16 protein-coding genes are annotated in these 16,606 nt (G+C 30.9%); 6 read left to right on the forward strand and 10 right to left on the reverse strand.

The annotated features are described in order from the left end of the window. Positions 1-201: 201 nt before the first annotated feature. Positions 202-1,380 (forward strand): M28 family peptidase, encoded by a 1,179-nt coding sequence (locus BM053_RS10525; RefSeq protein WP_091477181.1) that lies wholly within the window; start codon positions 202-204, stop codon positions 1,378-1,380. Between the two features lie 74 nt (positions 1,381-1,454). On the opposite strand, the gene uvrA is transcribed toward BM053_RS10525, so the two are convergent. Then, positions 1,455-4,244 (reverse strand): excinuclease ABC subunit UvrA, encoded by a 2,790-nt coding sequence (gene uvrA / locus BM053_RS10530; protein WP_091477183.1) that lies wholly within the window; start codon positions 4,242-4,244, stop codon positions 1,455-1,457. A gap of 267 nt (positions 4,245-4,511) precedes the next feature. Here uvrA and BM053_RS10535 point away from each other — a divergent pair, with 267 nt between their 5' ends. Together BM053_RS10535 and BM053_RS12180 are read left to right on the forward strand one after the other, a co-directional pair. Beyond that, positions 4,512-5,096: an RNA polymerase sigma factor gene (locus BM053_RS10535; RefSeq protein WP_091477185.1), complete on the forward strand. Its 585-nt coding sequence runs from the start codon at positions 4,512-4,514 to the stop codon at positions 5,094-5,096. Positions 5,097-5,143: 47 nt separating this feature from the next. Further along, a complete protein-coding gene (locus BM053_RS12180) occupies positions 5,144-5,287 on the forward strand; it encodes a hypothetical protein (RefSeq protein ID WP_167357342.1) in 144 nt (47 codons plus the stop codon). 16 nt (positions 5,288-5,303) lie between these two features. On the opposite strand, the gene BM053_RS10540 is transcribed toward BM053_RS12180, so the two are convergent. Next, positions 5,304-5,963, reverse strand: coding sequence for an endonuclease III domain-containing protein (locus tag BM053_RS10540; RefSeq protein WP_091477186.1), 660 nt, complete (start codon positions 5,961-5,963; stop codon positions 5,304-5,306). A gap of 33 nt (positions 5,964-5,996) precedes the next feature. On the opposite strand from BM053_RS10540, the gene bcp reads away from it, so the two are divergent. After that, on the forward strand, positions 5,997-6,449 hold the full coding sequence (gene bcp / locus BM053_RS10545; protein WP_091477188.1) for a thioredoxin-dependent thiol peroxidase: 453 nt from the start codon (positions 5,997-5,999) through the stop codon (positions 6,447-6,449). An 82-nt stretch (positions 6,450-6,531) separates the two neighbouring features. On the opposite strand, the gene BM053_RS10550 is transcribed toward bcp, so the two are convergent. The 4 genes from BM053_RS10550 to BM053_RS10565 form a co-directional block, all read right to left on the reverse strand. Beyond that, positions 6,532-7,587, reverse strand: coding sequence for an alpha/beta hydrolase family protein (locus BM053_RS10550; RefSeq protein WP_091477189.1), 1,056 nt, complete (start codon positions 7,585-7,587; stop codon positions 6,532-6,534). Between the two features lie 156 nt (positions 7,588-7,743). Beyond that, entirely contained in the window at positions 7,744-8,880 is a 1,137-nt protein-coding gene (locus tag BM053_RS10555) for a helix-turn-helix domain-containing protein (RefSeq protein WP_091477191.1), read from the reverse strand. A gap of 68 nt (positions 8,881-8,948) precedes the next feature. Further along, positions 8,949-9,509, reverse strand: coding sequence for a hypothetical protein (locus BM053_RS10560; protein WP_091477192.1), 561 nt, complete (start codon positions 9,507-9,509; stop codon positions 8,949-8,951). 104 nt (positions 9,510-9,613) lie between these two features. Beyond that, positions 9,614-11,080, reverse strand: coding sequence for a nicotinate-nucleotide adenylyltransferase (locus tag BM053_RS10565; RefSeq protein WP_091477194.1), 1,467 nt, complete (start codon positions 11,078-11,080; stop codon positions 9,614-9,616). 83 nt (positions 11,081-11,163) lie between these two features. Here BM053_RS10565 and BM053_RS10570 point away from each other — a divergent pair, with 83 nt between their 5' ends. After that, a complete protein-coding gene (locus tag BM053_RS10570; protein WP_091477195.1) occupies positions 11,164-11,928 on the forward strand; it encodes an MBL fold metallo-hydrolase in 765 nt (254 codons plus the stop codon). Positions 11,929-11,932: 4 nt separating this feature from the next. Next, positions 11,933-12,400: a hypothetical protein gene (locus BM053_RS10575; protein ID WP_091477197.1), complete on the forward strand. Its 468-nt coding sequence runs from the start codon at positions 11,933-11,935 to the stop codon at positions 12,398-12,400. Positions 12,401-12,432: 32 nt separating this feature from the next. Here the strand turns inward: BM053_RS10575 and BM053_RS10580 are convergent, their stop codons facing one another. Genes BM053_RS10580 through BM053_RS10595 form a run of 4 tightly spaced genes read right to left on the reverse strand, consistent with a single transcriptional unit; the run spans position 12,433 to position 16,594 of the window. After that, complete coding sequence (locus BM053_RS10580) at positions 12,433-13,089, reverse strand: alpha/beta hydrolase (RefSeq protein ID WP_091477199.1); 657 nt, start codon at positions 13,087-13,089, stop codon at positions 12,433-12,435. Positions 13,090-13,092: 3 nt separating this feature from the next. Beyond that, positions 13,093-13,413, reverse strand: a complete 321-nt coding sequence (locus BM053_RS10585; RefSeq protein ID WP_091477201.1) for a DUF4870 domain-containing protein — start codon at positions 13,411-13,413, stop codon at positions 13,093-13,095. A gap of 2 nt (positions 13,414-13,415) precedes the next feature. Next, positions 13,416-14,669: a dihydroorotase gene (locus tag BM053_RS10590; protein ID WP_091477204.1), complete on the reverse strand. Its 1,254-nt coding sequence runs from the start codon at positions 14,667-14,669 to the stop codon at positions 13,416-13,418. Next, positions 14,666-16,594 carry a vWA domain-containing protein gene (locus tag BM053_RS10595; protein ID WP_091477206.1) on the reverse strand — a complete coding sequence of 643 codons (1,929 nt, stop codon included), beginning with the start codon at positions 16,592-16,594 and terminating at the stop codon, positions 14,666-14,668. Before BM053_RS10595 ends, BM053_RS10590 begins: the two co-directional genes overlap by 4 nt. Positions 16,595-16,606: the final 12 nt, after the last annotated feature.

Raw genomic sequence — 16,606 nt, forward strand, 5'->3', positions numbered from 1 at the left:
ATTTTTAGCTTCCTCGAACAAAGAAATATTCTTGTTGTAATGATATATTCAATTTGCGTGCCAAAAATTAGAAAGGGATGGTGATTATTCTTAAACTATTTTTTAAACTATTGACAGTTAAATTGTTAAATCTAAATATTTATTACCTATTTTATTTACATTTTTTATATATTTGCTAAACCCAAAACCTACTTATCTATTATGAAGACAACTGCGCAGAAATTTATAATTATTTTTTTATTTACCATAAATGGTCTTTTTGCACAAACTTTTGTACAAGCTTATGCAGATATTGCCAACCAAGTTTCTCAAACTAATGTTACTAATAACTTAATAGAGTACGAAAATTTAGGTGTAAAAAGAAGAGGAACTCCAGAGTTACAAAATACATTAGATTGGTTAAAACTCAAATATTCGAGTTATGGTTACACAGCTAGTCAAATAGTTGAAGATACTTATTCTTATTCAGGCTTCACTTGCAAAAATTTGACTGTAAATAAAATTGGAACAGTTTATCCAAATATTTTTGTGATTGTTTGCGGTCACTACGATTCTATATCGGGGACAGGGACAAATGATAACGGCAGTGGTGTTGTTACTATTTTAGAAATAGCTAGATTGTTGCAAAATGTGCCAACTGAATATTCTATAAAATTCGTCAATTTCTCGGGAGAAGAAGACGGACTAAAAGGTAGTCAAGCTTATGTAAGTAATGTTGTTAATGCATCAACGCCATTAAATATTAAGTTGGTTTTTAATTTAGATGAAGTAGGAGGCGTTGCAGGAATGACAAACAACAACATAACTTGCGAAAGAGATACTGCTTCTCCAACCACAAATAATGCTGCTTCTACAGCATTTACAAACGAAATGATTACTTGCGTAGGTTTATATTCTCCATTAAGTACTACACTTTCTTATGCCTATGCATCAGATTATATGTCTTTCCAGAGTAATAATAATATAATTACAGGAATGTTTGAAACCAATGAGACAACCCACAAACATACAGCTACCGATTTGTTGGTAAATATGGATCCCGTTTATAACTACAAAGTTGCTAAAGCAGCTACTGGCACAATGTTGCATTATGCAGTGGCAAGTACGACCTTGTCTAACAAAGAATTTAATTCTGATTTTCAAGTGAGCTTTTTTCCAAATCCTACGAAAGATTCTATTAATATTAACATAGGAACATTAACAGAAAAAGAATATCAGTTTTCATTAATAGATATAAATGGGAAAGTAGTTTTAGAAAAAATGATTACAAATCCCAATCAAATTGAAAGAATAAATATTAGCAGTCTTACTAAAGGAATTTATTTAGCGACTCTAAATGTTGGAAAAAAGAAAATAAGCAAGAAAATAGTGATTGAATAATTACAAAACTCGATTAATTTTTATCGCAAATTGATAGACTAGTCTAATCTGGTTTATCAATTTGCGATTTTTATTTACAACTTCTCCTTCAAATATTTTCCTGTAATAGATTTTTTGTTTTTTGCAATTTCTTCCGGAGTTCCTTCAGCAAGGATTTGTCCGCCGTTTTCGCCACCTTCAGGACCAAGATCGATAACCCAATCGGCACATTTTATCATGTCTAAATTGTGTTCGATAACAATAATTGAATGTCCTTTTTCGATTAAAGCATTAAACGATTTGAGTAATTTTTGGATATCGTGAAAATGTAATCCCGTTGTTGGTTCATCAAAAACAAACAAAGCTTTTTCTTTAGTTGCACCTTTTACTAAAAATGTAGCGAGTTTTATTCTTTGCGCTTCTCCACCAGAAAGAGTCGATGATGATTGTCCCAATTGTACATAACCCAAACCAACATCTTGCAAAGGCTGTAGTTTTTGAGAAATTTTAGTTTGTTTTGTATCAATAAAAAAAGTTAGTGCCTCATCGATGGTCATCGTTAAAATATCATCGATATTTTTTCCTTCAAAAGTAACTTCGAGCACTTCTTTTTTGAAACGTTTCCCGTTGCAAGTTTCGCAAGGCAAGGAAACATCGGCCATAAAAACCATTTCAACATTTATAGAACCTTCACCTTTACAGGTTTCGCAACGACCACCATCTACATTAAATGAAAAATGTTTGGCTTGATAACCACGATTTTTAGAAAGTTTTTCTTTAGCATACAATTCTCGAATATCATCGTAAGCCTTGATATAAGTTACTGGATTAGAACGGGAACTTCTTCCAATTGGGTTTTGATCTACATATTCGATATGGTGAATTTTGTGATAAAAACCACGCATTTCTGTAAATTGTCCAGCTTTTTCGCCTACGCCATCAATCTTTTTTTGCATCGCTGGAAAAAGAATTTTCTTAACCAAAGTACTTTTCCCAGAACCCGAAACTCCTGTAATTATGGTAAGCATTTCTAACGGAAACTTAACATCTACATTTTGTAAATTATTCTCTCGAGCACCTAATATTTCTATGTATGTTGAAGATTTTCGTCTGGTTTTTGGTACCGAAATTTCTAAATCTCCGTTTAAATACTTTGCTGTTAATGATGATGATTTCAAAATCTCATCAAAAGTTCCTTGAGCCACTAATTCGCCACCAAAGGTTCCTGCTTCTGGACCAATATCTATAATCATATCAGCGGCTTTCATAATATCCTCATCGTGTTCGACCACAATTACAGTATTTCCTAAATCACGAAGAGAAATAAGCACTTGAATTAGTTTTTCGGTATCTTTTGGGTGTAAACCAATACTCGGTTCGTCGAGAATATACATAGAACCAACAAGCGAACTTCCTAGCGAAGTAGCTAGATTTATTCTTTGCGATTCGCCACCAGATAGCGTTGCCGAATTTCTATTTAAAGTCAAATAATCTAATCCAACTTCTTGTAGAAAAGACAATCTATTGTTGATTTCTATTAGTAATCGTTTGGCAACTTTGGCATCATAATCTGATAGTTTTAAATCTTTGAAAAATAAAACGGTATTTTTTATAGATAAATCGACCAGATCAGGTAATGTTTTCGCACCTACTTTTATATTATAAACTTCTTGACGAAGTCGCTTTCCTTTGCAAGAATGACATTTTGTTTTCCCTCGATAACGAGAAAGCATCACTCGATTTTGAATTTTATAATTTTTTTCTTCCAATTCTTTGAAGAAATCATTCAAACCTTGAAAGTATTTATTTCCTTTCCAGATCACATCTTTTTGATCATCTGATAACTCGAAATAAGGCTTGTGAACAGGAAAATCGAACTTATGACTGTGGTTTACTAATTCGTCACGAAACCAACTCATGCTTTCGCCACGCCAAGGAAAAATAGCATTTTCGTATACAGACAAAGCGGTGTTTGGGATAACTAATTCTTCATCGATACCAATAATATTACCATAACCATCACAAACTGGACAAGCACCGTATGGATTGTTAAAACTAAATAAATGTACATTTGGTTCTAAAAATGACAATCCATCTAACTCGAAATTAGCACTATAACTGTATTTTTTATCAGAATTCACTTCTTGTAAATAACAAATTCCTTTGCCTTCATAGAAAGCTGTTTGCACAGAATCTGCCAATCTATTGAAGAAATCCTCATCATCTTTAAGAACAATTCTATCAATAATAAGTAAAATGTCTTTATTATCTAATGTATGTTCGGCTATTTCATCTAAACGAATCATTTCATTTTTAACCAAAATACGCGCAAAACCTTGTTGCAAAAGCACTTTTAGTTTGTCTTCTAATTTTCGTCCTTCTTCTAGGTGAATGGGGGCGAGGAGCAACCATTTAGAGTCAATTTCGAAAGTTTTTACGTCATTTATAACATCGGTAACCGTATTTTTTTTGACTTCAAGACCAGAAACAGGCGAAATAGTTTTACCAATTCTTGCATATAATAATTTTAGATAATCATAAATTTCGGTCGAAGTTCCAACTGTAGAACGTGCATTTGTCGTGTTTACTTTTTGTTCGATAGCAATCGCGGGAGCAATTCCTTTTATGTATTCGACTTTTGGTTTGTCTAATCTTCCTAAAAATTGACGGGCATAACTAGACAAACTTTCTACATAACGGCGCTGTCCTTCGGCATACAAAGTATCGAAAGCCAAAGAAGATTTTCCAGAGCCGGAAAGACCAGTAATTACTACTAATTTGTTACGAGGAATAGCAACGTCAAGGTTTTTCAAATTGTGAATTTGAGCACCTTTTATAATAATATTTTTTTTAGGTTCTAGCTTGGAAATATCTTGATGAATCATTTGAAAAGTCAATTTTTACAAAGATAATCAATTCTGCTTTTTTATTATAATTTGTGTGTACTCTCTTTTGGTTTTGATTGGTTGCAACTTGAATTTTGAAGTATTATTTTAAAGATTATGTTAATTTTTTTGTGTAAATGTTGTTAATATAAAATAAATTGTGCTAAATTTGAAGTCTATTAATATAAAACAAAAGCTTATAACAAAGAAATACTTTTAAAAAAGAGATAAACTCTTAAGATAAACCCAAAATCTAAAAGTATTGTTATGGCTATTACTCAACTCCCAGATGCTTTATTGGTAAGGCGTTACATCGATGGTGATGAAACAGCATTATCTACATTAGTAAAAAGACATGAGTCTAAAATCTTTGGTTTTATATATTCAAAAGTTTTAGACAGAGATATCTCGGACGATATATTTCAAGACACATTTATAAAAGTTATTAAAACACTTAAGAGTAATTCGTATAACGAAGAAGGGAAATTTTTGCCTTGGGTGATGCGAATTGCTCACAATTTGATTATAGATCATTTTAGAAAAACAAAAAAAATGCCCATGTATCGAGAAACAGAAGAGTTTTCTATTTTTTCGATTATGAGTGATAATTCTCCGAATATTGAAAACAGAATCATTACTGATCAAGTTGAAAAAGACTTAATTAAGCTCTTGAAAGAATTGCCAGATGACCAAAGAGAAGTGGTCGAAATGAGAATTTATCAAGATTTAAGTTTCAAAGAAATTTCTGAATCAACAGGAGTGAGCATCAATACAGCATTGGGAAGAATGCGTTATGCTTTAATAAATTTGAGAAGAATAATAGATAAAAATCAAATTATTTTGACCAATTAAGCAATATTTTTTTCTAGTTTGCGTTATACTATAAAATTAAAAATAGTATGGCAAAAATTTACTCTAAAAAGAAAAATGCAACCCCTAAAATGTTACCAAAAAAAGAAACAGTCAATTTTATATTGAACTATTCTAAAGTATTAAGAATAGACAAAATTGGTGAGGGAATTTTCGAAACAATCTTGAATTAACTATAAAACGCTCAAATTATTGAGCGTTTTTTTTGTGATAATCTTTCAGAACGGATTGTCTTCCAATAGTTTTTGTAATAATATCTTTATCTAAATCCCAACCACGAGCTGGCGAATATTCTCGTCCGTACCAAATAATTTGTAAGTGTAAATCATTCCAGATTTCTTCAGGAAAAATGCGTTTGGCATCTTTTTCGGTTTGGGTTACATTTTTGCCATTAGTCAAATTCCAACGATACATTAATCGGTGAATATGAGTATCTACAGGAAAAGCAGGAACGCCAAAAGCTTGACTCATTACCACACTGGCAGTTTTATGCCCCACGGCCGGCATGGCTTCTAAAGCTTCAAAACTTTGAGGAACTTTCCCATCATGTAGTTCGATAATCATTTGTGACAAACCAAAAATTCCTTTCGATTTCATTGGTGAAAGTCCACATGGACGTATGATTTCTTTAATTTCTTCGATCGAAAGTTTTACCATATCGTACGGATTATCGGCTTTTGCAAAAAGTATTGGTGTAATTTGGTTCACACGAACATCAGTACATTGTGCAGAAAGCAAAACCGCAATTAGCAAAGTATACGGGTCTTTGTGGTCGAGCGGAATAGGAATCGTAGGATATAATTCTTTTAACGTATTTATAACAAATGTTATTTTTTGTTCTTTGTTCATTTTGTTACTTTTATTGAAAACAAATATACAGTTATGACAACATTAAAAAAAGGAGATAAAGCACCAAATTTTTCAGCATTAGATCAAGATGGGAATTCACATAAATTATCGGATTATTCAGGAAAAAAATTAGTAGTGTTTTTTTATCCAAAAGCAAATACGCCAGGTTGTACAGCTGAAGCTTGTGATTTAAGTAACAATTATTCTCGTTTTACTGCCAATAATTATGCGATTTTAGGTGTAAGTGCAGATGCTGCTAAAGCACAATTGAAATTTAAAGAAAAATTTGATTTTCCTTTTCCGCTTTTAGCCGATGAAGACAAAACCGTTATTGAAGCATTTGGCGTTTGGGGACCAAAAAAGTTTATGGGAAGAGAATATGACGGAATACACAGAACGACTTTTATTATCGACGAAAATGGCATCATTGCAGATATCATTACTCAAGTAAAAACGAAAGAGCACGCTGCTCAAATATTAGGTTAATTGAGATTCTTTTAAGGGAAAAACTAAAAATAAGCATTACTAACTCAATTGAGTTAGTAATGCTTATTTTTAGTTTTTCTTGTTATAAAGTTTTTATACTCTTAAATATTTTATACTGCGCATCTACAACAGATTGATTAAAACCATGAGCAGCTTTTGGTAACAAATAATATTCTTTTTTTGGGGCTTTAATATTATCAAAATATTGCTTTGAGTTTTCTTTTGGTGTCATAATATCTTCATTGCCTTGAATTAAATATACTGGAATTTTAAAATCTAAATTATCTCTCATTAAGTTAATGGTTGTAATTATCGATTGAACTCCCAATTTATCATCACCAACATAATTTACAAACGAATAATCGTCTCCGTCTGCTCTATTTTTATTGTCAATATCATTGTCGTAAGCAGGAGAAAGTTGAAACCAATTATCTGGAGCAGGTGTTGAATTTGCTCTTTCATATTTTTTTAAAACTCTAAATAACAAACCTGCATTTTTTGCTCTACCATAAGGAGGCTTACCTATAGAGTTTAATATTTCTAAAGACTCTTTGTCATTTTTGTTCTCGGCCATTTTATAAATTTTAGCATAAAAATATACATCAATAGTAGGATTAACAATTTGTGAATGTCCAACATAAGCATAAAAAAGATCTGGTTGCTTTGTAGCTATTTTTACTCCAAGTGCTGAACCCCAAGATGTTCCAGTAAGTATGATTTTTTGTTTTCCTAAATGTTTCAAAAGATATTTTGACACTTCAACTCCATCGCTAGTCATTTGTTCTAGTGTTAAAGGATTTGCTTTCAAATATTCAGGGGTTAATTCTTCAGGTGGAGAGTTTTGCCCATAAGTTCTCCCAGTTCCTCGTTGATCCCATTGAACGATAATAAAATCCTTTTCTAAATCTTTATATAAAACGTCAACATAAGGACTTATTGGACTACCTGGTCCTCCGTGAATAAACAATATAATAGGTTTCGAACTATTTCCTTTTATAGTAACCCATTGTTCACTGCCGTTTATTAAAACGTATTTTTCTTCAGAAATTTGATTTTTTAGGGCAGAATCATTTTCTTTTAATTGTGATAAGCATAAGAAAGGCATTAGAAATAAAATAAATAAAGATGTAATTTTCATAGTTTCAAATTTTTAATTGTTAGTATTAATTTGAAGCAAAATTGCATGATAAGTTTAACGTTTGCGACCGAATGAAAAAAGTCGAACCAATTTATAGTAATTAAATTGGTTCGACTTTATTTTAGCAACGTTCGACTTTTCGCAAAGTCTTTATAATTAAGAGTTTCTGAATTCTGTAGGAGTTTGATTGGTGTGTTTTTTGAAAGCAGTATTAAAAGATGATTTCGAATTAAAACCCACTTCATAAAGAATTTCTAAAATAGTAAGTTTGCTTTTTGACGAATCTTTTAAAATTTGCATGGCTTTTTGTATTCGATATTCATTTATGAAATCAAAAAAATGTTGATTCATGTGATGGTTAATCAAAACAGATAAATCTCGAACAGGAATACTAACTTGTTTAGACAATTCTTGTATTGTTAATGATGGTTCGAGATAGGATTCGTTTTCTAAAACATACTTTTTCACCAATTCTATTTGTGAAATGATTTCTGCCGATTTTGGAGTTTTAAATGATTCTTTTTCTGTTGAAATAACCGATTCATTTACCAATAACATATTTGAATCGACACCTTTAAAAAGCTCAGGATTGTTTAACGCTTTTAGCACAAACCAACAACTTATAATTAGTGCAATCGTTCCAATAATTACATTCGATGAGTTAAGAAAAACATTATAATCAGTATATCTTATTACCGATTTGAAGAAAACGATACAATGAGCAATTAGAAAAAATACAGTCATTTGAAACAACCATTTATACGATGAGTTATTCGCATTGGTATAATTCTCTAAGTAAATTTCTTTGTATTTTTTTAAAATTATAAAAACCAAAATAATATAAAAAGCATATTGTAGTTCCGCCAGAATATAGAAAAAACGTATTTCTAACATTTGCTTAAAATGCTCAAAAATGGAAATGCTATCAATAGTAGTTGCTAAATAAAACCTTGGAATAAAAACTAAATTTGCAATTATAAATGGAATGATTAGTATTAAATGTTTTGGTTTTAATCGAAAATCTGAATGGCAAACTGCTTTTACATACAAATAGAAAATGGGCATGATTAGCAAACTAGTAGTCATTCTAAAAACCTCAAAACTTAAATTAGTTTCAAAATATTTATCGGTAAAAAAACTACTCAAATCGAATGCTGTAAGTATAAGAAAACTAGCAAAAAGTCTGTTTGAAAGCTTATTTTTTGTATTTACTGTTAGCAAAAAGAAAGCAAGAAGCAACATTACAAAAACGGTAATTAAAGTAATAGTATTTAAAAAATTGGATTTATCCATTTAGTTGTTTTTGTTTAATCAGGAACTTAAAAAGTAAAAAGCCGCTGTTTGGTAGATATGGATTTTATTTATTTCTGTTTTCTTTTTCGTAGATATTTGCTAAAAATATTTACATATCGATCATCAAATTTTACTAATGTTATTTTATCCCACTCAATTTCAGTTTCTTCATCATCTAAAAATCCTTTTGCGTCAAAATAATTTATCAAAACTGATTTTTTTGTTATTCCAGTTATTGGTCCAATGTCAAAAGTTTCGTCTTCAGGGTTTTCATTTTCAATTATTACGTTTAAGCCACAATTTTGAATTGACTTAAAAATTGTTTCCCAATTTTTAAGTTCAATTTTGTGTTTCAAACCAACTTTTTCTATAAGTTTTTCTCCTTGGAGTATTTTTTCATAATATTTATCAGAATTATTATATCTAATTTCTTCAATTGTTGAAATTGGAAATACAAAATAACCTAAAATATCAAATTCGTTAGATTCTTGAATAATTATAAAATCTTCGGAATATTCAACTATAAATCCGCTAGTTTCTCCTCGAGAATTTTTAGCAAACTTCCTTAATATTTTACAATATTTTTTATTTTCGTGATGATATTTAATCTTCGATATTGTTTGTTCCATTTCGTTTTTTTAGGATTTAAGAAACATCCAAATATACACATATTAATAAAAAAAATCCTGAACTGTTTTCACAATTCAGGATTCGTTTATTTGTTATATTTTTTTTAAACTTCGATTAAAACTCTATTATTATCATAACCAAAAAGATGGTCTTTCTTAATAAGATCGGCAATTCCATCAGGTAACATTTTTTCCCAACCAGGTGTGCCATTGTGAATCATTTTAAAAACTTCACGAGAGAAAATTTTAAGGTTTTCTCTTTCAAAATCGGTGATATCAGTTACTTTTCCGTTGTAAGCGAAGAATTTGTACAATTCTTTCATACGAGGATGTACTTTTAGGTTTTGTGAGTTTATGACATTACCAACTTCATCTTCCATAGGATATAGGAAAACTTTTAGATCTCGGTAAAATAATTTTCCAAAAGCTTCTAGAATTCCACCACTCAAATGGCGGTAATATTTTTCATCAAATATATCAATTAGGTTGTTTACGCCTAGCGCCAGTCCCATTCTTGCTTTTGTATAAGAAGAAAAATATTCGACTACTTTGAAGTATTCTTGAAAATTAGAAATCATAACTGTTTGTCCTAACGAACAAAGCAGTTCGGCTCTATCCATAAAATCTCTTTCGTCTATTTCTCCGTCAGAACGAAGATTAGAAAGTGTGATTTCGAAAATAACCAAAGTGTTTTCTTTTTTTACTTTATTACCATCTACAAACATTTGTAACGATTTCTCGTACATGTCCATATTTACTTTGGTCACAGGACGGAAACTTCCGCGTAATGCCAAAATATTTTTTTTGTATAAAACTGCTGCTGGCAAAATATTTTTTCCTGTTGGATCGAACATTACGGCATCGGTCATACCATTTTTTACCAATTGTAAACTCATTAATCGGTTATCAACATCGGCAAATCTTGGTCCTGAAAAATTTATGGTATCTATTTCTAGTTGATCATAATCTATATGGTCATACAAATAACGTAGTAATCTTTTTGGATCATTGTGCTTGTAAAATGCACCATATATTAGGTTTACGCCTAGTTTTCCTAAAGTTTCTTGTTGTAATTTTGCATCAGTTTCCTTAAACCTAATGTGAAGTAATATTTCGTTATAGGCTTCATCAGGTTCGATTTGGTATCTAATTCCTACCCAACCGTGACCTTTAAATTGTTTTGCAAAATCTATCGTAGCAACAGTATTGGCGTAGCTAAAAAACATTTTTGTAGGATGTTTGTCACGTTTTAGTCGTTGCTCCATCAGTTCACTTTCGTGAGATAACATCTTTTTTAGACGACTTTCGGTAACATAACGACCATCATCTTCAATACCATATATGGCATCACTAAAATCTTTGTCGTAGGCAGACATTGCTTTTGCAATCGTACCAGAAGAACCACCAGCTCTAAAAAAATGGCGTACCGTTTCTTGTCCAGCGCCAATCTCGGCAAAGGTTCCGTAAATATTATCGTTAAGGTTGATACGCAAGGCTTTATCAGAAATTGACGGTATTTGTTCAATAACTTTATCTCCTTTTAGCGTAATTTCTGTTTCTGAATTTCTCATACTTGGGGTAAATACTTTACAAAGTTAATAAATTAGACAGCTTTACATAAAAATAATCTTTATTTTTGTGAAAAATATTTTAATTGAAAGTCTATTTTTTAGGTACGGGCACTTCACAAGGCATTCCTGTTATTGGTAGCGACCATCCTGTATGTCATAGTCAAGACCAAAAAGACAAGCGTTTGCGGGTTTCAATTTGGGTAGAATGGGACAATAATTCATTTGTAATAGATTGTGGACCAGATTTTAGGCAACAAATGCTTACTTCAGGTTGCTCCAAAATTGATGCCATTTTATTTACCCACGAACATTCAGATCACACGACGGGTTTAGATGATATTCGACCGTTTTTCTTCAAACAAGGAAATATTCCTATTTACGGACATGAACGGGTTTTAAAAAATCTAAAGAAACGTTTTGATTATATTTTTGAAACAGAAAATAAATATCCAGGTTCGCCAGGCGTATTTCCAATAGAAGTTGAAAATAATGTTTTGATTGAAAGTCATTCAAAAAAGATTATTCCTATAAATGCGATGCATGGCGATTTGCAAGTTTTTGGTTATCGTTTTGATAATTTTGCTTATTTGACCGATGTAAAAACCATTGAAACTACCGAAATAAATAAACTTAAAAATTTGGATGTTTTGGTAATAAATGCTTTGCGAGAAGATGCTCACAATACACATTTTAATTTGCAGGAAGCTTTAGGTTTTATTAATATTGTGCAACCAAAAAAAGCTTATTTAACACATATTAGTCATACTTTTGGTTTTCATGAAGAAATACAAAAAAAACTTCCTGAAAATGTTTTTTTGGCTTACGATAATTTAATAATTAATATTTAAAAAAATGAAAAAACTGGTTTTATACGGATTAATATTTTCGGTATTATTGAATATTTTTCAATACATGTATTCGACAAAAAAGTTCAATTTTGATGAAAATCGTGCTGAGAAATTTAAAGTAAAAATGACCGATAGCATTGCTAAAATTGTAGCTGAAAAAGAAGAAGGCGATTATTTTTCTTTGGCTTACGATGAGAAAGCACAAGATTATTTAGAAGATTATGATGTTCAGAAACTAATGCCACAAGTTAAAGAAAAACTAATGGATTTGAACTCGAATCCTACGGGAAATAAGCTAATTCCGTATGATAATATGGTGATTAATAAGGTACGTTTCTTAAACCACCGATGGATTATTGCCGATTTTACTGGCGATTCTAATTGGGGAGAAGTTATTCTGAAATACTTTTTAGAAAAAGATGGTTCTGTAACTTTCGAAACTGCCGAAACGGTTATGTATCCACAACAATAATAAAAAAAGGACTTCAATTTGAAGTCCTTTTTTTATTTAATTATTTCCAACCAATTTTTAAAATCATAGAAATTTTGTGGCGAAATTCCATGTCCAATAGGATATTCTTTGTACACGTTTTCAATCTCTAAACTATCTAATAAAGGTTTCGATTTTCTGGCCCAATCTACAGGAATTACTTGGTCTACAGAACCATGCGAAGCAAAAAATGTAAGGTTAGAAAAATCGTTATTTTCAAAATTATCTTTGGCAATTTCAGTATTAAAATAACCGCTCATAGCCACAACTCGTTGTATTTTTTCAGGATAAGATAAAGCCACAGCATAACTCAAAATGCAACCTTGACTAAAACCTATTAAGGTTATATTATTGGCATCGATAGGATAATTAGCAATTAATTCATCAATAAAATTAGCGATTACATCTCGGGAACTTCGAGCTTGATTCAAATCTGAAAATTTCTTCTCATCGGCATCAAAATTAATAGCATACCAAGCATAACTTCCGTATTGCAAATCGTAAGGTGCACGAGCCGAAATCACATAATAATGATCAGGTAATTCTGATGCAAACGAAAACAAATCTTCTTCGTTACTACCATAACCGTGAAGTAATAGTAATAATGGATTTTTTCCCGAAGCATCGGGATTTTTTATTTTTGGTTCTCTAACGAGGTGATGTAAAGTCATTTTTTATATATTTTTAAACCATTTCTGGAAAAAATTTCCCAAAAGTGGAATGGGTTTCATTTCTCCTTTTGCCGCTGTTAGCATGCCGTACATGCTTAAAACAGACACGAAAATCCACATTGAAATGAGAATCATATCGTTCTTGAAATTCGAAATAATCAATCCCAAGCCTACGAAAAGTATCGTGATTCCTAATCCTTGTCTGATATGAAATGATGCAAAACTGTTTTTGTTTTCCGAATTTATAGATAAGGCAATTAATGGGCCAATTAAAATAATATAACTTAATATTGCTGCTGTTTTTCCGTCTTTTTTCTCTTCCATTTTTATGCTAAAACTAATTTTTCTTGATTGTAAATTCCGTATACTTTTCCTTTTGTTTTTGTGCCAAGAAAAGCCGAATTTTTAGATTTTGATAAGATATTTCCGTCTGTAAATATCGATTCTCCTTCAGGATTAAATAAGGTGATATTTGCCTTTTCTCCTTCAGTTATTGAAGTCGTTTCTTGTTTGAAAATATTCCTTCCAGCTACTAATTTTTCGATAATAATCTCTGTTGGCAAGATGGTTTGCAAGGCGCCAAAAGCACTTTCTAAACCAATGGTTCCGTATTTTGCTTTATCAAATTCCATTTTTTTATTTTCAATGTCAATCGGATTGTGGTCTGATGTGATACAATCGATAGTATGGTCTAAAATTCCTGCAATTAATGCTTTTCTGTCTTCTTCAGTTCGAAGTGGAGGCAAAACTTTATAACGTGTATCAAAACCTTCAATTTCTTTATCGGTTAATATCAAATTATGTACCGAAACACTACAAGTTACCTGTAATCCTTTGGCTTTAGCTTCTTTGACTAAGTCAACGGATTTTGCACTCGAAATAGTTGGAATGTGTAATTTTCCGCCTGTATATTCTAGTATAAAAAGATTTCTGGCAATGATTAATTCTTCGGCAAGCGACGGAATTCCTTTCAATCCCAACATCGTCGAAACGATACCTTCGTGAACCATTCCTTTGCCTTTTATGGTGTTATCTTGCGAAAAAGCGATAACTAATCCGTTGAAATCTTGGGTATATTGTAAGCTTAGTTTCAGTAAATTGGCATTGTCTAAACTTTTGTTATAATCACCAAAAGCGATAGCTCCAGCGTTTTTCATATCAAAAAGTTCGGCCAAATCATTTCCTTCACTTTTTTGTGTTAAAGCACCAATTGGGAAAAGCTCGGTTGCAAAACCGTTTGCTTTTTGTTTTACAAAATTTATTTGCGATTGGTTGTCTAATATTGGAAAAGAATTAGGCTGTAAAGCAATGGCTGTAAATCCTGATTTTGCAGCTACTTGTAATCCGTTTGCAATAGTTTCTCTGTCTTCAAAACCAGGTTCGCCAAGGGAAACACTCGTGTCGAACCAACCTTTAGAAACATGTAAATTATCGAGTTTTATTTCATCAAAACCTTCGCTATTTTCAATATTTGAAGCTATTTTTTGGATTATTCCGTTACTAATTTTTATATCCACAATTTGATTGTGAAATGGATTTTTAGTATCGATAATTCGTGCTGCTTTGAGTATTAAATTCATTTTACAAATTTTTGTATAAATAGTTCAAGGAGTAAAAATAATAGTGCAAAAATAAGAAACCATTTCCAAACTTGGCTATCGGTTCTGTTTATTTGAATGGTTTCAAAAAATGATTCGATGTTAGAAATAACATTCAAATCGGCAAGAGTTTCGTCACTTGGAAGTGTCAAATTACTTTCGTTTCTATCAAAATTAAAACTAATATTTCCAATATTTTTTTTGCTTTGAATGACTTCAAAATTTCCTGCTAAAGTTGGATTGTCAGCACAAGAAATTTTAATTTTATCTGACATAATTTGTTGCGACGGAATAAATTCTTCCGAAGGATTCTTTATAGAAATAACCTCATTATTGGTTGTATTTGCAGTAATTAAAAACGGATTTGTGTTGCCAATAGTTTCGTATTTCACTCCGTTTTTATCAGTATTCATTGCCATTTTGTAAAAAGTAGGTACAATGAGTGGCGAATTCTGAAAGTTACTATTGGTCTTATTTATAGGAGCCGAAAAAACAAATACAGTACCTGTTTGTTTTTGTATTGATGTTAAAAAAGCGCTTTGATCATCATAAGTTATCGCTTGTGACGCATTGCTTTTTATCACAAATGATTGTAATGTATTCGGATATTGAAAATTAGTAATTTTCTTCTCAAAAACATTTGAAAACAATGGATTCGAAAAATTTATTTTAGTGATTTTCTTTTCTTGATTTTGAAAATTTGAAAACTGAATACCTCCGAAATTATTTAAAAATGAATTCAAATTAGAGATTTCATTTTTTTCTGACGGAATTAAAATAACGTTTCCACCTTTGGTAACAAACGATTTTAAATTAGTTTGCAAAGCCACAGGAATATTGTCTAATTCGTTTAACACAACGGCATCTTGCTTGTTTAGTTGGCTATAATCTAAAGTAGAAATTAACGAATTTGAATAATTAAACTCTGGTTTGGTATAAATTCGAGATAAAAAATCGCTTTTTTCGGTTACGCCAATACTTAGAACATTCGTTATTTTGGGTTCGGAAATAGAAAAGTATAAAGTATTATCGAAAGCCAAACTATTATCATTGATGTTTACATAACCATTAAAATCTGCTTTTGGAATGGTAAAATTGATGGTTTCTTTGTTCTTTTTGAGATTTAAAATTGTTTTAGCAATTAAATTTTTTTGATTGTAAACCGAAACGGGAATTGCTTTTTTCTCCTCAAAATTTGAAGAAAACTGAACAGATATTTCATAAAAATCATCTAAAGTTTGGGCTAAATAAACACTGTCTATCGCAATATTTTTCAGTTGCTCTGCTTCAGGAATGATGAAGTAAGTTTTGTTGTTTTTATCATTATTTTTAATATGATTTTTGTTCATTCCAATAGCATCGGTAATGATAACAATGTCTTTATTTACAAAGGTTTTACGAGATTTTATTTTTGTTAAAGCAGTTTCTAACGAAAACGGAATGGCACTGTATTTTAGATTTTGTAAATCTTTTTCGGTGGCATTTATATTGGTATTCCAATAATTTTCATCATTGGTAATTATCGAAAAATTACTGTTTTGAGATGTAAATTCTAATAAATCTTGTACAGCACGTTTTAGCAATTCGCCTTTCTGACCTTTGGCTTGCATACTGTAGGAATTGTCTAAAACGATAAACAATTCGTTGTTAGTATTTTCGCTGTCTTTGGCTTTAAAAAAAGGTTGTGCAAAGGCAAAAATAAGGAAAGCAAGTAACAATAATCGTGTTGCGAGCAATAACCATTTCTTGATTTTAGAGCTTTTTCGGGTTTGAATGGAAAGTTCTTTGAGGAATTTTACATTGGTAAAAAACTCTTTTTTAAAACGTCTTAATTGAAACAAATGTACCAGAATTGGAATGACCAATAAGAAAAGGAAATAGAGAATTTCTGGATGTTTGAATTGCATTTAGTTCGAATG

The organism is Flavobacterium swingsii (assembly GCF_900111965.1).
GTDB lineage: Bacteria > Bacteroidota > Bacteroidia > Flavobacteriales > Flavobacteriaceae > Flavobacterium > Flavobacterium swingsii.